Genomic DNA, 21,329 nt, shown 5'->3' with positions numbered 1-21,329 from the left:
CCCGGAAGGGGGGCGGGGCCTGTTCCTCTGCTGCCCGGGATCACTTCTGCCGCCCGGGGTCACTTCGCCGCGGGCGGAGGCGCCTGCGGTCACCGGCACCCGCGGGGCCCTGGCGGCCCTGCGGTCACCGGTGGTCAGCCGAACGCGAACCGCACCACGTAGTAGCACCCGGCGGCGACCAGCGCCGCGGCGGGCATGGTGATGAACCACCCGGCCACGATGTTCTTGGCGACCCCCCACCGCACCGCCTTGAGCCGCCTCGTCGCGCCGACGCCCATGATGGCCGAGGTGATGACGTGCGTGGTGGAGACCGGCGCCTGGAAGAGGTACGAGGTCGCGTAGAGGATTCCCGCGGAGGTCGTCTCCGCGGCGAATCCCTGCGGCGGGTCCAGATCGATGATGCGGCGCCCCAGTGTCCGCATGATCCGCCAGCCGCCCGCGTACGTGCCGAGCGACATCATCGCCGCGCACACGAACTTGACCCAGATCGGGATGCCGTAGCCCCGGCCCGGATCGTGGATGACCAGCGCCAGCACCACCACGCCCATCGTCTTCTGCGCGTCCTGGAGGCCGTGCCCCAGCGCCATCCCCGCCGCCGAGATGGTCTGCGCTATCCGGAAACCGCGCTTCGCCCTGTTCGGGTTGGCACGCCGGAAGAACCACAGGATGCCGAGCATGAGCGCGTAGCCGACGACGAGACCGACGGCCGGCGAGACGAACATCGGGACGATGACCTTCTCCACCACGCCCGACCAGTGCACCGTCGTACCGCCGGCCAGCGCGGCGCCGACCAGGCCGCCGAAGAGCGCGTGCGTGGAACTCGACGGCAGCCCGAAATACCAGGTCACCACGTTCCACACGACCGCGCCGGCCAGCGCCGCGAACAGGACGCCCATGCCGGCCCGGCCCTCGGGTGTCGCGATCAGGCCCTTGCTGACGGTCTCGGCGACCCCCTGCCCGAGGAAGGCGCCGAGCAGGTTCATCACGGCCGCCATCACCAGCGCCGCCTTGGGCGTGAGCGCCCGGGTGGAGACCGAGGTGGCGATCGCGTTCGCCGAGTCGTGGAAGCCGTTGGTGTACGTGAAGAAGAGCGCGACGAGGATGGTCACGACCAGTGCGAAGGTGTCCACGTGGGTTCAGGACTCCTTGACCGCTATGGTCTCCACGGTGTTCGCGACGTGCTCGAAGGCGTCCGCCGCCTCTTCCAGGACATCCACGATCTGCTTGAGCTTGAGTACCTCGATGGCGTCGTACCTGCCGTTGAACAGGTGGGCGAGCAGCTTGCGGTGGATCTGGTCGGCCTGGTTCTCCAGCCGGTTGACCTCGATCCAGTATTCGGTCAGGTTGGACATCGTGCGCAGGTTGGGCATCGCCTCCGCGGTCAGTTCCGCGGCCCGCGCCAGTACCTCGATCTGCTGCTCCACGCCCTTGGGCAGTTCCTCGACGTTGTAGAGGACGACCAGGTCAACGGCCTCCTCCATGTAGTCCATGATGTCGTCGAGCGAGCCGGCCAGGGTGTAGATGTCCTCACGGTCGAACGGCGTGATGAAGGAGGAGTTGAGCTGGTGGAAGATCGCGTGCGTCGCGTCGTCCCCCGCGTGCTCCGCCGCTCGCATCCGCTCGGCGATCTCGGTGCGGCCGGCCGCGTCGGCCCCGAGCAGTTCCATCAGGAGCTTGGATCCGGTGACGATGTTGTCCGCGGACGCGGCGAACATGTCGTAGAAGCTCGTCTCCCTTGGGGTCAGACGAAAGCGCACGTGAGGTCCTCGGGATGCATCGGTTTCGGTCTCGTTGGTGATCGGGGCAGGGGCGAGGGCTTGAGCGGGTCGCGAACGGGGGCGTGATCGGTGGCGGGAAGTGCTCGGCGTCGGGTCTCGTTGATGCTAGGCGCATCGTCCGGTCGCGGCTAACCGGTGTCACCCAGTGTCGCCCATCGGCACAAGCCACCCGCACGGGGGATGCTACGCACACAGTATCGATTCAGTAAGGTATACCCATCGGGGGTATAACGGGTCAGAAGGGCGGGCAGGCGGGATGACCACGGAGAGCGCCGCGGAGGAAATGGTGAAGCCGCAGGGGCCGCATGGCTACAGCCATGACAAGGAGTCCCACCTGAAGCGGCTGCGGAGGATCGAGGGGCAGATCCGCGGCCTGCAGCGGATGGTCGAGGAGGACGTCTACTGCATCGACATCCTCACGCAGGTCTCGGCCAGCACGAAGGGCCTGCAGTCCTTCGCCCTGCAACTGCTGGAGGAGCACCTGCGGCACTGCGTGGCCGCGGCGGCGGTCGGCGGGGGCCCGGAGGTCGACGAGAAGGTCGCGGAGGCGACGGCGGCGATAGCGCGACTGCTGCGGACGTAGGGCCGTGGGCTCTGCCCGTGGCGGCGAACCCCCAGCCCACTCGGCCCCAGCGCGCTCGCCCTCAGCTTGCCGCCCTGCTGCGGGCGACCTCCAGGACCTCGTCGATGCGGGCGAAGCTGAGCCTGTCCTCGTCGGCGGCGGACGCGGCGATCATCAGCTCACCGCACAGGTCGATCTCGGCGAGAGCCACCGGATCGTCCTGCACCGAAGTTCCGGGCGACGGCGCCATACGCGCACCACCTCCTCGTCCAGGAATGCGTCCCGGACGCGTCCAAGAACGCGTCCCACGAATGGCGGCGTCGCAACCCCCGTACGCCCGCGACGGCCGTCATCAAGCGTAGGGAGCGTACGTGCCCGGCACATGGCACGGAAGGACCATTTAACGTCGCCCCACTGGGCGGTGCCTTGTCATGGTTGCGCAGAAACGATCTCTCCGGTCCAGATGTCCGCAGGTCGGGGCAGGGTCACCGGAACCGGAGCGCCAAAACCGTCGAAACGGGTGGTAGAGACCACCGTCACATTCCGGCCCGCGCCCTTCGCCGTCCCGCCCGAGCTGAAGGTGAACCGCTGGCTCACCTGTCTCAGTCGTCCCTGGCCGTCGAGCCAGGCGTCGAAGGGCACGCGGGTCACCGTGAAGCCCCGCGCCGCCGCCTCCAGGGGGCCGCGGGCCGCGGGCTGCATCGCGTGGGCGGCGCGGGCGATGTCCGCGACGCCCCGGTAGTGCCGCGTCCTGGTGCCGTCCGCCAGGGTCTCCGGGCCGAGCAGCGTGACGTGCTCGGCGCCGCGCAGGAGTTCGGCCGCGGCGAGCGGTTCGGTGGCGCCGCCGGTCACCAGGTTGCCGTCCGGGAGGCGGGTGGTGTCCACCCGTACCCACTTGCCCGGGGGGACGCCCTCGCCCCGGTCCTTCATGTAGAGGGCGTCCGGCGTGAGCAGTTCGGTGATCGGCTTGTGCACGGCCGCGCCGGTCGCGTCGGGGGGCAGCACCAGCGTCAGCCGGCCGCGCCGCCTGGCGTAGTCGAAGCCGCCGCTGCCGGTGATGGTCAGCCAGGTGCCGCCGCTGGCCATCCGCATCGAGGTGGTCACCCGTGAAGTGCCCGCCCGCACCAGGGTGTCGGCGGCTGTGCTCACCGTTCGCGCCTCGGCGCCGCCCCGGGAGTCTGCCGCGGTGCCGGCGGCCTGGCCGCCGCAGCCGGTGAGGGCAGCGGCAGCGCACAGGAAGGCGGCTGCGGTGGTCCGGGCGGGGGTCGTCGTCCGGGTGACGACGGTCGTCGGGGAGCCCGCCACGCTCACCGTGTGCGCGCGACTGCCCGTACGGTCGCGTCGCCGCCACTCTCGCCGCACCGCCATCGCCCGCACCCCCGTGGACACCGCTGCCACCATCACTCATCCATCCCTGTACCGCTGTACCGGTTGGGGCCCTCAGCCCGGATAACGACGGTCTTGAGCACGCCGTCACGCCCGTTACCGTGGTGTCGTGCTTCGTGTCCGTGATGAAGTGGTGCCGGGGGGCGGGCGGCCGGATACGCCGACCGGCACGCGGCCGGGCGAACGCGTCGGCGCGCAACCCGGCGAACACACCCGGGAGCCGTCCCGGGAGCACCACCACACCTGCGTGACCGAGCGCGGGTCCTTCGCCGTCGCGCGGTGCTCGTGCGGGTGGAGCGGTCCGGCACGGCGGGCCAGGGACCGGGCGCGGCGGGACGCGGCGGAACACACGGGCGGCTGAACGCGGGGGTTCACGGGGCCGGGCGGATGTGGGGCCCGGGGGGCGTGGGGCCCGGGGGGGGGCGCGGGCGCCGGCGTGCACCCTCCGACCGCGCGCCGTCCTCCCGGAAACCGGCGGACACCCGCACCGCCGCCCCCCGCCGTGCACCCAACACGCAGGCCCCACCGGGCCTCCCCGCCCTTCACCCGAACACGTCCCCATCCCTGCGCCGCCCTTTCCCGAGCGCGCCCCCCTTGTTGCCCGAGCGAGCCCGGCGTACGCCCGCGCGGCAACCGGAGGGTCCACCTCAACGTCTCGGTTACCGAAGGTGCGCGGGTGACCGCGGACACCTGCCTCTCGGACTCGGCGGTGAAGCGGATGGATCGGACGACGCGGCGTACGGCGCTGCGGGCCGGCGGCGGCGTACTGGCGGCGGCGTGGCTCGCCGGATGCACCCGAAGCGCCGGCAGCACCGACGCGAAGGCACCTCTTCCCACCCCTCCCGCGCCCCCGACGACGACCACCGCGCCGCGGCCCCCCACCACCCCACCCGTCGTCAAGGCCGATTGGCCGGCCCTCGCCCGGAGCCTCGACGGCGACCTGGTACGCCCACAGGACCCCGCGTACGCCACCGACCGCCGCCTCTACAACACCCGCTTCGACGACCTGCGTCCGGCCGCCATCGCGTACGTCACCGGCGCCGCCGACATCCGCGCCTGCCTGGACTTCGCCCGCCGCACCGGCACCCCGCCCGCCATCCGCAGCGGCGGCCACTCGTACGCGGGCTGGTCCAGCGGCGACGGTCGGCTGATCATCGACGTCTCCCGGCTCGACACCATCCGTCTGGACGGCACCACGGCCACGATCGGCGCGGGCGCCAAGCTGATCGACGTCTACGCCACGCTCGGGCAGCAGGGCCGTACGATCCCGGGCGGCTCCTGCCCGTCGGTCGGCATCTCCGGCCTCACGCTGGGCGGCGGGCACGGGGTGATGAGCCGTTCCATGGGCCTGACCAGCGACAACCTGATCGGTGCCACACTGATCACGGCGGACGGCACGACGCACGAGGTGTCCGCGGACGCCGAAGCCGAGATCTTCTGGGCGCTGCGGGGCGCGGGCAACGGCAACTTCGGCGTCGTCACGTCGCTCACCTTCGCCACCCACCCGATGCCCGCCTCGGTCGTCACCGGCTACCTGACCTGGCCCTGGTCGCGGGCCGCCGCCGTGGTGCGCGCCTGGCAGCGGTGGGGTCCCGACCAACCCGACGCCATCTGGTCCACGCTCCACCTGGACTGCGCGTCCGGCGGCTCACCCAAGGTCGCGGTCCCGCTGCTCTCCACCGGCTCCCGCTCCGAGCTGGCCGCAGCCGCCGACCGGCTCGCCGCCTCCGTCGGCGCCCCCGCCGCCACGGTCTCCCTGCGCTCCCGGACCTACCTCGACGCGATGTTCGCCTACGCGGGCTGCGCGGGCCTGGCCGACGCCCAGTGCCACCTCGCTCCGCGCGGCCGGCTGGGCCGCGAAACGTACACCGCGCGCTCCGACTTCTACGACAGCGACCTGTCCGCGGCCGGCATCGACACCCTCCTCGCCCAGGTCGAGCGCCTCACCGCCCAGTCCGGCTCCGGCGCCGGGAGCATCGCTTTCACCGCCCTCGGCGGCGCCGTCAACCGCCTCTCCCCCACCGCCACGGCCTTCCCCCACCGCGGGTCCCGCTTCCTCGCCCAGTACCTCGCCTCACACGGCCTCTCCACCACGCCCTGGCTCGCCACCACCCACGCCGCCCTCCGCCGCCACGCCTCCGGCGCGGCCTACCAGAACTACACCGACCCCACTCTCCCCACCTGGCGTACCGCCTACTACGGCCCCAACGCCCCCCGCCTCACCGCCCTCAAAACCCACCTCGACCCCCACCGCCTCTTCACCTTCCCCCAAGCCCTCTGACCCCCGCCCGGGCCCCTCGCCCCCTCGATCCCTGCTCACCGGTTGACGGCCTGGATCTCCTGCACGGTGACGGGCTGATCGAAGTCGGAGTACCCGGTGGGCAATGTCTGGCCGACGCCCGGCTGGGGCGTCGCTGTGGCCGTCCACGTCACGCGCCAGGTGATCTCCGCCGTCAGCGGATACGTACCACCGGCGGCGGTCGCCCTCCGATAGGTGATGTTGCAGTCCGCACCGGCACTGTCCACCGCATAGCCACCACCGGAATCGGTGAACGTGTAGTCACACGTCTGCGGACTCGCATATGACGTCCCGGCGTCCACATGCAGGCTCTGCGGCACCGCCACCACGGTCGCGGCCAGCGCATCGAGCTGCGCGGTGACCGAAACCGGCGTGAGGGCCCGCCGGAAGCTCACGTACGTCGACAGGTTGACCTTCTGATTCCCCGCCACCGGACTGAGCGTCACGCCTCTGGTCGGCAACCTCATCTGCCCGTACGCGGCCCGCGCCAGCACCTCGGGGGAAATCACCAGCGGCGGCGCCGGATCCCCGGCCCCCTGCCACATCCAGCCGATGTCGTACGGGCAGACCGGCGGGTTGGACTTCTCCAACTGACTGTCGTCATACGTCAGCACCCACCAACTACCGTCGTCCCCCTGGTGGTACTTGATCTCGTTCATCTGGGACTGGATCTGGTTGTAGAAGTTGTACACCGTCCCGGCCCCGCTCTGTCCCGCCGCGGTGTACCGCCGGTCGATCTCCCTCTTGAATTCCTCCGGGGTAAAGCTCTTGTACCAGCACACCGGCGGTACGAAATCCACACTCGACGACCTCACGGGCGTCGCACCGTCCCCCTCCCCGGTCCCGCGCTCGGTGTAGGTGACCCGTACGTGGTAGGCGGTGCCGTCACCGTCGGCATTCGCTGTACCGGAACCGCTGTTGTTCTTTCCGGTCCCGGCAGAAGCCACGGTGACACCCGCAGCGAGCAGGGAGACACACGCCAGAATGACGACGGAGGTCCGGAAAAGTCGATCCGTCAGGCGACCTGGCACTGCTTCGCCCCCTGAACCCACGTGTGGTCGAAGACCTGCCACTCCCCGGTCGGTCCCTTCGTCATCAGCAGGTTCCATGCCATGAAGTCCGAGAGCGACGGTGTAGTCACATTGACCTCGCCGGTCTTTGAATCCTTGGAGTAGGCCTTCCGTTGGTCCTCACAGTACTGAACCGACAGATTTCCGGTCGCAATGGACTTCACCACGGGACTGTAGTAGTGAAAGCTCCCCGTGACGACGGCACCGTCCTTGGCCTGAGAGATGATCGAATCGGCGAACTCCGCCCCGTGAACGCCGGTCCAGAAGCGCTTGAAGTTGGGTGTCTCCTTCGTATAGACCTTCGCTTCGAACTCAATTACAGCCCTCGCCGCGTACGTCGCGTCCGTCAGCGCAGCCTTCTTCTCCGGGTCGCTGCTGTCGAACCCCTTGAAGTCCACGGTGATGTCCGACGGCAGATCGAACGTCGGGGCCCCTCGCCCCGCAGCCTGCGTGGCGGACGGCGTCGCCGACGCCGACGCCGTCGGGGCCGTCGCAGCCGTGGCCGAGGGCTGGATCTTGTCCGAGGTGTCGGAACCACCCCCGCCACAAGCGGTCAGCAGCAGGCCCGCCGACATGGCGGAGGCGACAGCGATGGACAGGGAAGAGCGGGTCACGTCGTTGTCCCCCGTGAGTCGTCCGGCATTCAGTCATGTAGGAGCGGTGCGACCACTCCCAGGTATCGCGAGTAAGCCAAAACACTACCGGCGTGCACCAAGGGGCCGCAGTGGCGCCTCCCGATCGCCGCCTGTCCGCATCCACACTTCACATCCCCTTCACGCCAAGACCTTCCCACCCCCATCGGCGGGGAGTCACGGGGGATCAGGTGCCGGGGGAGCCGCCACCTGCCCGAAGCAGTCAGGGGGCTGGACGTCCAGGACAAAGAGAAGCTCCTTGCCGTCGCGAGAGTGACAACTTCCGCTACGGACCAAGGAGCTTCCGGTCACCCATCGTGCCACCCCCGAACCGTCCGCCGACCCCGATTCCCGGCCGGAGGGCGGAGCACCACCCGAAGGAGTGAGTCCGGTGGCCGGCAGGGCAGCCTTGTCTCGTGGCCGTCGTCACCTGCACAGCCTCGGCGCCTCAGACGAAGGTACGGACGAGGGTCGGGGTTCGGGCGGGGACTTACGTGTTGAGGACACCATGTGCCAGGCCGGGGGCATCCCCCGGTACGACGGAAACGGGAGCGGGGGTGCCGTGACGGCCCGAGGCCAACCCTTCACGCCGCAAGGTCCTTGTCGTCCGCGCTGTGCCGCCTCGGGGTGCGGCGGTCCTGCGCGGGCGGTCCGGGAAAGGGCTGGGCGTGGACCAGGAAGGCGGCGCGGGTGAGGGCGGCGCGGGTGGTGAGGGCGGTGAGGAGGGCCAGGGCGAGGGGGGCGAGGAGGAGGGCGGTCGCGGCGCCGAGGGCGAACCCGCCGATGACGTCGGTGGGGTAGTGGACGCCCAGGTAGACGCGGGTGAGGCCTTCACACAGGGCGAGCAGTACGGCGACGACGCCGGCCTTGCGGCTGACCATGAAGAGGCCGACGGCGAGAGCTGCGGCCAGGGTGGCATGGTCGCTGACGAAGGAGAAGCCGTTCTGATCGTGGACCAGGACGTCGAGTCCGTCGTGTTCGTCGTAGGGCCTCGGGCGCTGGACGAACGCGCGGATGGGGATGTTGAGCAGCAGCGCGACGACAGCGGCGAGCGCGGCCCACAGGACGCCGGCGACCGCTGCCGGGGCGTCGGTGCTGCGGCGGGCGACGCGCCACCAGCACCAACCGGCGAGCACGGTCAGCAGGGCGATCAGTCCGTACTCGCCGAAGAACTCGACGGCCCGGTCGACGCCGCGGGGCGCGTGTTTGGCGAAGTCGTTGATGTCGCGGAGCAGGCTGATGTCGGGGTTCACGCTGTCGTTAGCGACCTCTGCCATAGCGGTGGTGCCCCTTACCTCGCATTACGCGCATAACGCGCAACTGGCTGTGCGTCCGGCTCGGCTCGTGTGCAACCCCCGTCGCTTGAGTCCCGTGCCATTCTCCCCGTACAACGGTCGCCACGGTACGTAGCGTTCCGGTCTTCGCCGGATGATCACCATGCCGTTATGCAAGGGTGACCAGGGGATACGGACAAATCATCCACTACCGACGACCCTTGGGCCAGAACCTCACCATGCGCACTCGCCCCACGGGCCCCACAACGGCCGCCGCCGTACCGACGAGCACGCGCGAACGGACCGCGGGTGACCGGAAGTTGCTAGGCACTCACCGGCAGCGCCTGCGCCCCGTCCCGGGTGACCCGCGTCGCCCCGATGTAGTCGGGCGTGTCGATCGGGTCGAACCGGATCACCGCCCCGGTGCGCGGCGCGTCGATCATGTAGCCGCCGCCCACGTAGATGCCGACATGGTGGATCGACCGCGGGTCGTTGAGGTCGTACGCGAAGAACACCAGATCACCGGGGAGGAGTTCGGACCGGGCGGGGTGCGGGCCGGCGTTCCACTGGTCGTTCGCCACGCGCGGCAGCTCGATGCCGACCGAGCGGTACGACGCCTGCGTCAGGCCCGAGCAGTCGAACCGTCCACCCTGCTCCGGGGTGCCCTCGCCGCCCCACAGGTACTTCTTGCCGAGCTGCTGCTGCGCGTAGTAGATCGCCGCGGCGGCCTGCTGCGACGGCGCCACCCGTCCGACCGGCGCCGCGAAACTCTTCTCCAGCGAGCGGATGATCTTGACGTAGTTCCGCGTCTCGGCGTACGGCGGGACGCCGCCGTACCTGATCACCGCGTACGCCCCCGCGTTGTACGAGGCGAGCATGTTGTCGGTGGTGTCGCCGGGTACGTCCTTCACGTACGAGGCCAGCTCGCAGTCGTACGAGGCCGCGGAGGGGATCGCGTCCTGCGGGTCCCAGACGTCGGTGCGGCCGTCCCCGTTGCCGTCCACGCCGTGCGTCGCCCAGGTGCCGGGGATGAACTGCGCGATGCCCTGCGCCTGGGCAGGGCTCTGCGCGTGGGCGTCCCACCCGCTCTCCTGGTAGAGCTGGGCGGCGAGCAGCGCCGGGTTCAGCGCCGGGCAGAGGTTGCCCCACTTCTGGACAACGGACTGATATATGGCCGGAACCGTACCCTTGGCCAGCGTCACCTGAGTACCGTTCTTCGCCAGTCCGGCCGCCGCCGAGAACGTACCGACCACCAGCAGCCCCAGGAACGAAAAGCCCAGGCCGGCACCGATAATGACGGAGAGCCAGACCTTCCGCGCCATGCCCGGTCGTCCCTTCCCTAGTCGTACGTTCGCCGTATGTTTGTCGTACGTTCCAGCCGAACGGACCCGGACCCCTCGTTGCCCTCCGGTGACGCTCGTGATACACAGAGTAGTCGTCCATGTCCTTCGAACACCGGTCCGCGCACCAGTTTGACGGCTAGAGGCCGGATCACACGGACGATCCGCCGAGAAAGTCGCCGAGTCGACATGCAACAGCGGCATCCTCGGTCAAGATAGATCCTGGCCCCCTTGCGCCCCGGCGGGGAGGTCAACTGATCGAGCGGGGTGGTGAGTTATATGTACCTGGCAGCGGCGAAGGGCGATATCAACACCATCATCGGTGGCATCGCCCCCGACTGGGGACCGTTCGGGTCCCTGGGCAACGAAGCGCGTGTGATGATCGAGGTGGTCATGGCGGTGGCGATCCTGCTCTGCCTGGCCCTCGCGGTCTGGGGCGCGGCGAAACAGCGGATCGGCGCGACGGCTCTGCGCGACACCTTCAGCGCGGAGCAGGGCAAGGGATTGATCATCGCCGGGCTGACCGGCGTGTTCATCATCGGCTCACTCGGCACGCTGTTCACCATCGTGTACGGGATGGCCGTCTAGACAGACCCAGACCCCTACGGGCCCGGCCCGCCCGGTCACCGCACCGGAGCCGGATCCGCACTCGTCACCGCGTCCGACCCGGAGCCCGCCGCCGGCGGCTCCGGCCCCGATCTGGAGCCCGTCCCAGGCTTCACCTTCCCACCCGAGGCTGCGTGCTGATGCCCACTCGATCAAGCAGCGGTGCCGTCCGCGACACGCGCCGCTCCGGCGTGCCCGCGGCAGCCCAGGGGGCGACCGCGCGATGAGCCTCGGCCAGGACGGACCGCCGACCAGGACCCGGATGCCCGAGGGGCGCGGGACGCACGGCGGTGGCGGGCGGCGGCAACAGCCGCGGCGGGCGATGGTGACCGTGGTCAGCGTCATCGTGCTGCTCATCGCGGCGATCGCGTTCGCCAACCGCGGCGGCGGGCACAAGTCCGGCTCCGACGCCGACGCCTCCGGCGGCTCGGGCACCTCCACCCGCGCCGAGAACGCCGCCACCGCCACCGCCCCCACCGGCCGGCTCCCCGTCACCGGCAAGAACGCCGGCATCCCGGTCGGCTTCCCCCACACCGACCAAGGCGCCCAATCAGCCGCGGCGAACTACGCGGTGGCACTGGGCGGGGACGGAATGTTCATCACCGGACGGCGACACACGATCGTGGCTGCGATAGCGGACTCCAGTACTCTGGACACGCTCCAGTCCGGCTTCGACCGGGACTACTCCGCCGCGTTCAACGCCCAGATCGGCCTCAGCGCCGACGGCCGGGCGCCGAGCGGCCAGACATTCGTCAGCAGAACGCTGCCGGCAGGCGCAAAAGTCACCCGCTACGACGCCGCCGGTGCCGATGTCTCGGTCTGGTGCAACGGGCTGTTCGGTCTCGCCGGCGATGATTCGACCAAGCCGGTGACGAGCAGCTGGTTCACCGTCACATTCAAGCTGCGGTGGAACGGTTCTGACTGGAAGGTCCTGACGACCGGCCAGACCAAGGGTCCAACCCCCGTCAGCGGGGACAATCCCGTGTCCATGGCCGACGAGATCGCGGATGCGGTACAGGGGTTCGGAGGCTTCACCTATGCCCGCTAGCCGCCACCTTCGTCTCCTGTCGGTCCCAGCGATCCTGGGAGGCGTCCAGGCGTCGGTCTGGGCACTCGCGGCCCGCGCCACAGCCGCGCCCTCCCCCACCCCGACGCCGACGCCGAGTGCGACCAGTGACCCGTGTGAGCTCATCGCGGGCCCGGCTCGTCAGTACTGCACCAAAGGCGACCCCTCCGCCCCCGCCAAAGGCACCAACCCCACCGACTCCCTCGACCCGCTCAGCTCGCTCGCGCGGGGCTGCGCGGACGCCGCGGCGTGGACGATCGACAAGCTGTCCGCGGCGGTGACGAAGACGACGCAGGTGGACTTCACGAACACCGCGTTCCTGCGCCAGTACGCCGTCGTGTTCGCCGCGTCGACCGTCCTGACGCTGGTGCTGTGGCTGCTGGCGGTGGCGAAGCGGGCGGTGCGCGGGGTGCCGATGACGGAGGCGCTGACCGAGGCGGTCGGGTTCCTCTGGCTCACCGTGCTGGCCTCGGCGTTCACGCCGCTCGTGCTCTACACGGTGGTCTCGGCGACCGACGGCGTCACCGAGGTGATCTCGTCCGGGACGAAGTCGAACACCGACGTGTTCTTCGGTTCGTTCTCCGGCGCCCTCACCAAGGGCACGGACATCGGCGGCGGGCCGATCATGCTGATCGTCGTGTCGCTGGTGTCGGTGCTGGCCGCCGGCGTGCTCTGGCTGGAGCTGGTGATCAGGGCGGCGCTGCTGTACGTGGGCGCGATGCTGGGGACGGCGGTGTACGCGGGCCTGGTCGACAAGAACATGTGGCACCACGTCAGGCGGTGGGCCGGAATCATGATCGCGGTGATCCTGGTGAAACCGGTGATCGTGATCGTGCTCGGGCTGGCCGGTGCGCTGTCGTCGACGGACAACGGACCCGACGCGTTCTCCGCGGTCGTCTCGGGCCTGGCCATCATCCTGCTGGCGATCTTCGCGAGCTTCATGATCTACCGGTTCGTGCCCGGCTTCGGTGACGACGTGGTGAGTATGCGCAACAGCCGCAAGGAGGCCGGCGGAAGCCAGGCCGCCGCCGTGATCTCCTCGCCCGCCGCCCTGGTCAAGCAGGGCATCAAGACGCACAGCGCCCGCGGCGGGCCGCAGGAGCAGGCCCAGGGCGGCGGCGCCCCCCAGCCGTCCAACCCGGTGGCCGGCGGCGTCGCCGCGCACAGCACTCGCACCGGGAACCCCGGACCGGGCAGCAGCGGCGGCCCCCGCCCCGACTCCGCCCGGACAGCTCCCCCCTTCCGGTCCGGCCCCGGCTCGAACAACGGCTCTTCCCAGGGAGGTGATCGCCGGTGACGACCCAGCCTTTCACCCAACCGCGCCGCACGTATCTGATCGGAAAGGCGCGGCCCAACGCGATCGTGGGCAAGAACCGGGAGACCGGTGAGATCGCGCTGATCATCGCCGGCGCGGGTCTCGGCATGCTCAGCGGCCTGCTGGTTCCGATACTCATGCTGCGGATCGTCGGCCTGGTCGGCTGGCCGCTGCTCGCCCTGGCCGCGGTGTACATGCCGTACCGGAGGCGTACGTTCTACCGCTGGTTCGAGATCAACCGCAGCTACCGCCGTACGCTCCGGGTCTCCCCCTCCTACCGGTCCGCGGTGCAGGAGGCCGGGACCGGCCTGGACGGGCGCGAGGTCGAGGTCGGACCGCCACCGGGGATCGGGCGGATCACCTGGCTGGCGGCGCCGTTCGGGCCGGACGAGATCGCGGTGCTGCTGCACGTGGACCGCCGTACGGTCACGGCCGCGATCGAGATCGAGGGCCCCGGCGTGGGCCTGCGCGACAGCGAGGACCAGGAAGCCCTGGTGGAACGGTTCGGCACGCTGCTCAAGCACGTGGCCAACGGCGACGGCTTCGTGACCCGCCTCCAGATGCTCGCCCGCACCCTGCCCGCCGACCCCGACGCGCACGCCAAGGACGTGGCGCTGCGCGGCGACCCGACCGCCGAGACATGGCTCAAGGACTCCTACGACCAGCTCCAGTCGATGGTCTCGACCTCCTCCGAGCAGCACCGCGCCTACCTCGTGGCGTGCATGCACTTCACCCGCGAACTGGCCGCCGAGGGCAACGCGATGGCCCGCGCCACCGTCACCCGCGGCGCCAAGGTGGACAAGGACGCGGGCCTGGCCGCGGTGATGGCCCGCGAGCTCAACGACATCTGCGCCCGCCTCGCCGAGGCCGACATCCGGGTCCGCCAGCCGCTCGGCCAGGCCCGGCTCGCCTCGCTGGTGCACTCGATGTACGACCCGGACCACCCCATCGACCACATCCAGGCGATGACCCGCCGCAACACCTGGCCGGCCGAACTGGACGCGACCGAGCCCACGTTCCTCCAGGCCAAGACCCGCGAGTCGGTGACCCGCGCGCCCTGGCACCACGCCACGGCGTGGATCAAGGAGTGGCCGCTCACCCCGGTCGGCGTGAACTTCCTGGCCCCGCTGCTGGTGCACACCCCGGACGTGATCCGTACGGTCGCGGTGACGATGGACCTCGAACCCACCGATGTGGCGATCGAGCGGATGCTGACCGAGAAGACCAACGACGATGCCGAGGCCAGCCGCCAGGCCAAGATGAACCGGGTGGTGGACCCGCGCGACGTGGCCCACCACGGCCGCATCGACCAGCGCGGCGAGGATCTGGCCAGCGGGGCCGCCGGAGTGAACCTGGTCGGCTACATCACGGTCTCCGCGCGCTCCCCCGAAGCGCTGGCGCGCGACAAGCGCACGATCCGCGCGTCCGCCGGTAAGTCGTATTTGAAGCTCGAATGGTGCGATCGTGAGCACCACCGGGCATTCGTCAATACGTTGCCGTTCGCGACCGGCATCCGCCGCTAGCCCGAGCTGCCCGTACGAGGAGGCCACCGCCATGCCCATGCTGGACCCTCTCGCGGCGATCACGGACGCGTTCACCAGCTTCCTCTTCGGCCGGGTGGAGACGACGCGGTTGCCCGTACGCACCTCCACCGGCCAGGCCCAGGCCGTCTACCTGCCGACCGCCGCACCCGGACTCGGCGACTCCGGTGTGATCATCGGCCGCGAGGTGTACTCCGGCAAGGGCTACATCTACGACCCCTTCCAGCTCTACGGCCAGCAGCTCCCCGCCCCGCACTGGCTGGTCCTCGGCGAGTCCGGCAACGGGAAGTCGGCACTGGAGAAGACGTACGTGCTGCGGCAGCTCCGGTTCCGCGACCGGCAGGTCGTGGTGCTGGACGCGCAGGGCGAGGACGGCGTCGGCGAGTGGAACCTGATCGCCAAGGCGATGGGCCTCACCCCGATCCGCCTCGACCCGATGGCCGCGCTCGACGGCGGCATCAAGCTCAACCCACTGGACCCGGCGATCACCGTCACCGGCCAGCTCGCCCTGCTGCGCACCATCATCGAGGTCGCGATGGGCCGCGGCCTGGACGAGCGGTCCGGGTTCGCACTGAAGATCGCGCACGCCTACGTGGCCGAGACGGTGACGGACCGCCAGCCCATCCTCACCGACATCGTGGAGCGGCTGCGCCACCCCCTCGCGGAGTCCACCGAGGGCATGAACGTCGAGGTCGACGACGTACGCGCCTGGGGTCTCGACGTGGCGCTCGTCCTCGACCGGCTGGTCGACGGCGACCTGCGGGGCATGTTCGACGGGCCGACCAGCGTCGGCATCGACCTGGACGCCCCGCTGATCGTCTTCGACCTCTCCCACATCGACCGCAACTCGATCGCGATGCCCATCCTGATGGCGATCGTCGGCGTGTGGCTGGAGCACACCTGGATCCGCCCCGACCGGAAGAAGCGCATCTTCCTGGTCGAGGAGGCCTGGCACATCATCAACTCACCGTTCGTCGCGCAGCTCTTCCAGCGGCTGCTGAAGTTCGGCCGGCGGCTCGGCCTGTCCTTCGTCGCGGTCGTCCACCACCTGTCCGACGTGGTGGACGGCGCCGCCGCCAAGGAGGCCGCGGCGATCCTCAAGATGGCCTCCACCCGGACCGTCTACGCCCAGAAGGCCGACGAGGCCCGCGCCACCGGCCGGGTGCTGGGCCTGCCCCGCTGGGCGGTCGAGATCATCCCGACCCTCACCCCAGGGATCGCGGTGTGGGACGTCAACGGCAACGTCCAGGTGGTCAAGCACCTGATCACCGAGGCCGAACGGCCGCTGGTCTTCACCGACCGCGCGATGACCGAGACCTCGCAGGAGCGCGCCGCCGAGCGGGAGGCCGACGCGGAGGCCGAGGCCGAAGCGGAGGCCCGCGCCGAGGCGCACGCCGCCGCCCAGGTCGCGCTGGCGAAGCAGTTGGCCGACGACGCGGTGGCGTGACGACATGGCGGACCGCAGGAAGAACGAGCCCGGTGGCCTGCCGGACGGCCTGATCGTCGGCCTCATCGGCTTCCTGCTCGGCGTGACCGTGCTGGTGTGGACGGCCACCGGCGTCGCCGGGCTGCTCGCGCACGGCTCCTGGCCGCACGACGCCCACTTCGCCCGCACGCCCCGGGCGATGCGCGCGCTGATCGCCGAACCACACGACATCGCCGCCGCCTGGCCCGGCACGCCCGTCGGCGAGCTGCCCGGCCCCGGGCTGTTCTGGGGCATCCTCATCGGGCAGCTCATGGTGCTCGCGGTGCTCACGGTGTGGGCGATCAACACCGTGGCCCGGCTGCGCACCCCGCGCCGCCGGGCCGCCCCGGCGGCCGACCCGGCGCCCCTGCCCACGCCGCGCCCCCCGGTGAAGCAGAAGGCCGACGACGGCCTGGACGCCTGGTTCCGTACCGTGCCGCACGCCGCCCCCGTCGACCGCGACGACGCGCCCACCTCGCCGCTCCCGCCGGTACCGGCTGCGGCGCCCGCCGCCGGCCCGGCCCCCGTCTCCGGCACGGGCGACCCCCGGACCGCCTCGCTCGCCGACGGCGAAGTCACCCGCACCTACGCGCTGTTCGCCGACCCCCGCGGTGACAAGGCCAAACGCGTCACCCAGCCCGCCGTCCTGGCCGCCGCGGGACCCGTCGTCGTCACCACCGCGGACCCGGACACGTACAGCCAGACCGTCGGCAACCGCGCCAAGCTCGGCCCGGTCCACGTCTACGACCCCGCGCACCTGCTGGACGTGCCCGGACGGCTGCGCTGGGCGCCGCACGACGGCTGCGAGCACCCGCGGACCGCGGCGATACGGGCGGGCGCACTGCTCGCCCCCTTGCGGACCGCCCGCGCCGACGAGGCCATCGTCCACGACACCGCCGTGACGCTGCTGCGCTGCTGGCTGCACGCCGCCGCCGTGGACGGCCGCCCTTTCCGACAGGTCCAGCGCTGGGCGAACGGGGGCTCCTGGGCGGGCGAGGCGGTACGGATCCTGCGGACCGCCCCGGCCGCGGCCTCCGGCTGGAGCGGCGAACTGGAGTCCGTCCTGCACGCGCACCCCGAACGCCGCGACGCCGCCCAGGCTTTGATCCGCCACACCCTGGAACCCCTGAACTCCGTGCACATCCGCGACGCCTGCAATCCCGCCAAGGCCGGCGGCCCCGACCTGGAGTCGTTCGTCGCCGAACGGGGAACCCTCTACGTGGTGGGCGAACGGATCGAGGACCCGCGCTCCCACCCGGGTGCGATGCCGCTGCTCACCGCACTCGTCTCCAGCGTGGTCGAGCACGGCCGGCGCATGGCCGCAGGGTCATCCGCCGGTCGGCTCGACCCACCACTGACCCTCGTCCTCGACGATGTCGCCGCCCTCGCACCGCTCCCCGAACTGCCCGACCTCCTCACCACCGGCCACGCCGCCGGCCTGCCCACCCTCGCCGTCCTGCGCTCCCCCGAACAGGCCCTCGCCCGCTGGCACTCCCCCCTCTGGCAGAACGCCGACATCCGCCTCGCCCTCGGCGACGAGACAGCCGGCGCACTGCCGCCGTCGGTCCCGGACGTGGTCCGGCTCCGCTGAAGGAGGACGGTCTCCCGTCGGTGGATCGGCCCACCCGGCAACCGCCCGAAAACCGGGCGAGCCGCCCGCACTCCTCCTGTTACGGTGCCAGGGCCGGCCGCGGGACTCCGGCGCGACTTCCGGAACCTGCCTGTACAGCAATGATTCGCAGCTCGCGCCCTCACACCCCGGCCGGCACCGCCGCATGTCACCACCACCTCTCACGGAGGAAGTGCCGGTGCCGACCCAGCCGCCCGCCACCGAGGGCCTGATCGCCGCCGAGGACGTCCTGCTCTTCGTCAACGCGGCCATCACCGCCACCGGCCAGCGCGAATTCCACTCCGAGGCGTACGAGCAGCGGCTCTCGCTCGACTTCCTGCACGCCTACCTGCTCGGCAACTACCGAGAGCTGTACGCGGCCACGCTCGCTCTCGACATCAACGACCACAACGCGGCGCTGATCATCCGCCGACTGCTGGAGTCCGCCTCCGAGGCAAGCGCGGAACAACGGTCCGCCGAAGGCGCGCTGATCGCCCGTCGACTGGTACTGCTGCCGCCGCAGCGGGTGTACGGGCTGTTCGCCGCACTGCGCCGGGCGAGGGTCAACAACCGCCGCACCCGGGCGATCATCCGGGACTGGCTGGCCACCCGCCCCGACCCGGCGTTCGACGCGGTGAAGTACCGCGCGGGCGTGAAGACCGCGGTCCGCCACGCCCACCTGCGCCTCCCGGAAGCGGAGTTGGGCCCCTTCCTGTTCGCCCCGCACACCCGGCCGCGCTACGACACCCCGTTGCTGGAGACCTGGCGCCGCGCGCACTACGAGCGGAAGGCCGTCTACGACCTCCCGTTCACGGTCGCCGAGGGCTTCGCGGCCCGCCACGCCATACCCCGCGCCGCCTTCCTGGACCACATCGCCCCCCGGATGACCGGCCTGGAGCGCCTCCGGCTCCAGGAGTCCGCCCGCCAGGCCGACGCGACCGCCGTCCGCACCGGCCTCACCCGCATGCGCCTGACCCGGCTCGCCTCGTACGTCCTCGGCCTGCCGCTGGACGAACGGGCTGCCCGCCGCGCCGAACTGACCGGCGCGCTGCGCACCGCGGCCCGCCACGCCGCCGGCCCCGCGACCGGCACCTGGGGCCGGGTCTCCGCCGTCCTCGACGACAGCCACTCCACGAACGCCTCCGGCCACAAACGCCGCCGCCCACTCGCCGTCGCGCTCGCCGCCCACCACCTGCTGGAAGCACTGGCCGCCACGTACATCCCCCTGTGGGCCTCCGGACGCAAGGACGCGCTGCTCACCTTCCCCTACGGCCCGACACCGCTCGGCACCCGAATCCTGGACGCCCTGGAAACCGCCCCCGACCGCCTTGTGATCATCTCCGACGGCTGGGACAACGCCCCGCCGGGCCTGGCCGCCGAGGTGCTGCGCGTCTGGCGCACCCGCCTGGACCCGGCCGGCCGCACCGCGATCGTCCACCTCAACCCCGTCTATGACGCGGACGGCTTCGATGTCCGCCGACTCGCCCCCGGCGTCCCCACCGCCGGCATCCGCGACGCCGAGGACCTGCCGTCCCTGACCGAACTGGCCGCCTTCGCCACCGGTCGCACCGGACTGCCGGAACTCCGCGCCCACCTGGCCACCCGGATCGCCGCCTTCCTCGCCCCGCAGGAGTCCGCCGCCCGCAAGGAGGCCGCCCGATGACCCCTCGCCGCCCCTTCCGCCTCGACCTCGCCGGCCTGGCGCCCCGGCCCGCCCAGGTGTGGGGCGGCATCCGCCTCGTCCCGCTGGTCCGCGACGAACCCCTCCCGGGCCTGCGGCTGCACGCGCGACTGTACGAGGGGGAGGCCGGCCCTGTCAGCGTCCGTCCCGGGACGGCGTATGTCTCGTACATCCCGCACGGCTTCGTGGCCGACTGGGGCGCGGACGCCGGCCACACCGGGCCGGGCGCGGCCTACGGCACCCACCTGCGGCGCGGCGCTCCGGAGGGCGAACCGGTGGCTTACGTCCCGGTGCGCGCCCACCGCCGCATGGTCCAGCGCGAGGCCAAGCGGCGGTTGCGGTTCCTGCCGCTGCACCTCGCCGTCGAGGGCTACCTCGCCCTGCACTTCGGCGGACCCCCGATCGCCTGGGACGAGTGGTCCCGGCGAGCCCTGCGCACCGGCCTGTCGCCGCGGGTCGAGGAGGCGTGCACCGGCGCCGCGGTCCGCGGGCTCAGCGACGCGCTGCGGGTGTTCGAGCTCCACCCCGGCCAGTGCGGCGTCATGGTGTACGCGGCCGACGCACTCGCCACCGCCTTCGTCGTACCCCACCCCGACGACTTCCGTGCCCTGCACACCACGCTCATCAACGACCTCTACGGCGAACTCGTCCACCACTACGCCCTGCTGAGCGCCGCCGTGCCCGACTTCGTACCACGCCTGCCGGACGTGGCCGGCCTCGCGCAGCTGCGGGCGGCCGTCGCCGAGGAGCAGCGCGGCTGGGCCGCCTTCCACGACGGGATCATGGCCGCGGACCTGCTCGGCCCCGAGTACATCGCCCAGACCGCCTACCGCGCCGGCGACTTCACCCTGCTGCGCTTCCTGCCGCCCTTCCGCCCCCACCAGGAGAACCACATCGGCGAAGCCATCACCGCCCCGGACGGCCGCGTCGGCTATCTCAAGACATTCCGCCTCTCCGAGACCCAGACCCGCCGCGGTCACCTGCTCACCCGACTGGCCGCCCACGACTGGCACCTGAGCGCCACCGCGACCGACCTCGGCCTGACGGACGGCCAGTTGGCACTGCGGCTCGAATCCGCAGGCTTCGGATTCCTGCTGCGCCCGGAGGTACTGGCGGCCTACCGCCGCGCCGCGAAACCGCGTACGAACCGCCGTTGACCGGCCGGAGCTGCGCACCTGCGCTCTCCGGGGCCGGGCCACACCATCACGGTGCGCGTGTCCCGACCTCCCCGAGACGTACCATCCGCCGGACCACTGGCTTGGGCGGCGTGCGCGCTCGCCCCCGAGCCCGGGCGCGTTCATCGCAGCCCGCGCGGTCCAGGCAGTCGGCGCGGCAGCTCATTTCATACCGCTCGCGGTCAGGCTGCTGAACACCCGCTTCTCCGGGGAGCGCGGCGGCTGGATCCTCGGCGCCTGCGGGAACGCCACCGGCCCTCGCCGCCCTCCTCTGCCCGGTACTCGGTGAATTCCTCACCCAGGGCCTCGCCTGCCCGAGGCCCCGACGGAACACCTCGGCTGTATCTTGTACCGCATCTCCCGGCAGTACAACGCAAAATGGCCCCGGCTCCCGTGGAATACACGGGAGCCGGGGCCCACTATTTGTTCGGCGGTGTCCTACTCTCCCACAGGGTCCCCCCTGCAGTACCATCGGCGCTGAAAGGCTTAGCTTCCGGGTTCGGAATGTAACCGGGCGTTTCCCTAACGCT

18 protein-coding genes and 1 rRNA gene are annotated in these 21,329 nt (G+C 71.1%); 10 read left to right on the top strand and 9 right to left on the bottom strand.

All coding sequences use genetic code 11. The annotated features are described in order from the left end of the window. Positions 1 to 134: 134 nt before the first annotated feature. A complete protein-coding gene (locus VIW71_RS20325; protein ID WP_331623831.1) occupies positions 135 to 1,130 on the bottom strand; it encodes an inorganic phosphate transporter in 996 nt (331 codons plus the stop codon). Positions 1,131 to 1,136: 6 nt separating this feature from the next. After that, entirely contained in the window at positions 1,137 to 1,757 is a 621-nt protein-coding gene (locus VIW71_RS20320; protein ID WP_331623830.1) for a DUF47 domain-containing protein, read from the bottom strand. A gap of 277 nt (positions 1,758 to 2,034) precedes the next feature. On the opposite strand from VIW71_RS20320, the gene VIW71_RS20315 reads away from it, so the two are divergent. After that, positions 2,035 to 2,361 carry a metal-sensitive transcriptional regulator gene (locus VIW71_RS20315; protein WP_331623829.1) on the top strand — a complete coding sequence of 109 codons (327 nt, stop codon included), beginning with the start codon at positions 2,035 to 2,037 and terminating at the stop codon, positions 2,359 to 2,361. 61 nt (positions 2,362 to 2,422) lie between these two features. Here the strand turns inward: VIW71_RS20315 and VIW71_RS20310 are convergent, their stop codons facing one another. Both VIW71_RS20310 and VIW71_RS20305 read right to left on the bottom strand, forming a co-directional pair. Further along, on the bottom strand, positions 2,423 to 2,590 hold the full coding sequence (locus VIW71_RS20310; RefSeq protein ID WP_331623828.1) for a hypothetical protein: 168 nt from the start codon (positions 2,588 to 2,590) through the stop codon (positions 2,423 to 2,425). 179 nt (positions 2,591 to 2,769) lie between these two features. Next, a complete protein-coding gene (locus VIW71_RS20305; protein WP_331623827.1) occupies positions 2,770 to 3,741 on the bottom strand; it encodes a hypothetical protein in 972 nt (323 codons plus the stop codon). Positions 3,742 to 4,444: 703 nt separating this feature from the next. Here VIW71_RS20305 and VIW71_RS20300 point away from each other — a divergent pair. Then, complete coding sequence (locus VIW71_RS20300) at positions 4,445 to 6,007, top strand: FAD-binding oxidoreductase (protein ID WP_331623842.1); 1,563 nt, start codon at positions 4,445 to 4,447, stop codon at positions 6,005 to 6,007. A 35-nt stretch (positions 6,008 to 6,042) separates the two neighbouring features. Here the strand turns inward: VIW71_RS20300 and VIW71_RS20295 are convergent, their stop codons facing one another. From VIW71_RS20295 to VIW71_RS20280, 4 genes are all read right to left on the bottom strand, one after another. Beyond that, a complete protein-coding gene (locus VIW71_RS20295; RefSeq protein ID WP_331623825.1) occupies positions 6,043 to 6,972 on the bottom strand; it encodes a hypothetical protein in 930 nt (309 codons plus the stop codon). Positions 6,973 to 7,040: 68 nt separating this feature from the next. Continuing rightward, on the bottom strand, positions 7,041 to 7,709 hold the full coding sequence (locus tag VIW71_RS20290; RefSeq protein ID WP_331623824.1) for a hypothetical protein: 669 nt from the start codon (positions 7,707 to 7,709) through the stop codon (positions 7,041 to 7,043). Between the two features lie 602 nt (positions 7,710 to 8,311). After that, positions 8,312 to 9,004, bottom strand: a complete 693-nt coding sequence (locus VIW71_RS20285; protein ID WP_331623823.1) for a phosphatase PAP2 family protein — start codon at positions 9,002 to 9,004, stop codon at positions 8,312 to 8,314. 320 nt (positions 9,005 to 9,324) lie between these two features. Beyond that, positions 9,325 to 10,323, bottom strand: coding sequence for a bifunctional lytic transglycosylase/C40 family peptidase (locus VIW71_RS20280; protein ID WP_331623822.1), 999 nt, complete (start codon positions 10,321 to 10,323; stop codon positions 9,325 to 9,327). 297 nt (positions 10,324 to 10,620) lie between these two features. Here VIW71_RS20280 and VIW71_RS20275 point away from each other — a divergent pair, with 297 nt between their 5' ends. The 8 genes from VIW71_RS20275 to VIW71_RS20240 all read left to right on the top strand — a co-directional run bounded on the left by VIW71_RS20275 (position 10,621) and on the right by VIW71_RS20240 (position 20,781). After that, positions 10,621 to 10,929 (top strand): hypothetical protein, encoded by a 309-nt coding sequence (locus VIW71_RS20275; RefSeq protein ID WP_331623841.1) that lies wholly within the window; start codon positions 10,621 to 10,623, stop codon positions 10,927 to 10,929. Between the two features lie 241 nt (positions 10,930 to 11,170). After that, positions 11,171 to 11,995: a hypothetical protein gene (locus VIW71_RS20270; RefSeq protein WP_331623820.1), complete on the top strand. Its 825-nt coding sequence runs from the start codon at positions 11,171 to 11,173 to the stop codon at positions 11,993 to 11,995. Next, complete coding sequence (locus VIW71_RS20265) at positions 11,985 to 13,310, top strand: hypothetical protein (RefSeq protein WP_331623819.1); 1,326 nt, start codon at positions 11,985 to 11,987, stop codon at positions 13,308 to 13,310. Before VIW71_RS20270 ends, VIW71_RS20265 begins: the two co-directional genes overlap by 11 nt. After that, complete coding sequence (locus VIW71_RS20260; protein WP_331623818.1) at positions 13,307 to 14,851, top strand: SCO6880 family protein; 1,545 nt, start codon at positions 13,307 to 13,309, stop codon at positions 14,849 to 14,851. Before VIW71_RS20265 ends, VIW71_RS20260 begins: the two co-directional genes overlap by 4 nt. 37 nt (positions 14,852 to 14,888) lie before the next feature. Then, the gene (locus tag VIW71_RS20255) at positions 14,889 to 16,316 is read left to right on the top strand and encodes an ATP-binding protein (RefSeq protein WP_331623840.1); all 1,428 of its coding nucleotides are present in this window, start codon (positions 14,889 to 14,891) and stop codon (positions 16,314 to 16,316) included. A gap of 4 nt (positions 16,317 to 16,320) precedes the next feature. Continuing rightward, complete coding sequence (locus tag VIW71_RS20250) at positions 16,321 to 17,925, top strand: type IV secretory system conjugative DNA transfer family protein (protein ID WP_331623816.1); 1,605 nt, start codon at positions 16,321 to 16,323, stop codon at positions 17,923 to 17,925. 184 nt (positions 17,926 to 18,109) lie between these two features. After that, positions 18,110 to 19,606: a hypothetical protein gene (locus tag VIW71_RS20245; protein WP_414720793.1), complete on the top strand. Its 1,497-nt coding sequence runs from the start codon at positions 18,110 to 18,112 to the stop codon at positions 19,604 to 19,606. Continuing rightward, positions 19,603 to 20,781, top strand: coding sequence for an ARPP-2 domain-containing protein (locus VIW71_RS20240; RefSeq protein ID WP_331623813.1), 1,179 nt, complete (start codon positions 19,603 to 19,605; stop codon positions 20,779 to 20,781). Before VIW71_RS20245 ends, VIW71_RS20240 begins: the two co-directional genes overlap by 4 nt. A gap of 443 nt (positions 20,782 to 21,224) precedes the next feature. On the opposite strand, the gene rrf is transcribed toward VIW71_RS20240, so the two are convergent. Next, positions 21,225 to 21,329: ribosomal RNA gene (rrf, locus tag VIW71_RS20235) — 5S ribosomal RNA — on the bottom strand; the annotation flags it as partial.

The sequence above is a fragment of the Streptomyces sp. genome (assembly GCF_036524955.1).
In the GTDB taxonomy this organism is placed as follows: domain Bacteria; phylum Actinomycetota; class Actinomycetes; order Streptomycetales; family Streptomycetaceae; genus Actinacidiphila.
This window is presented reverse-complemented; position numbering and strand designations above follow the sequence as displayed.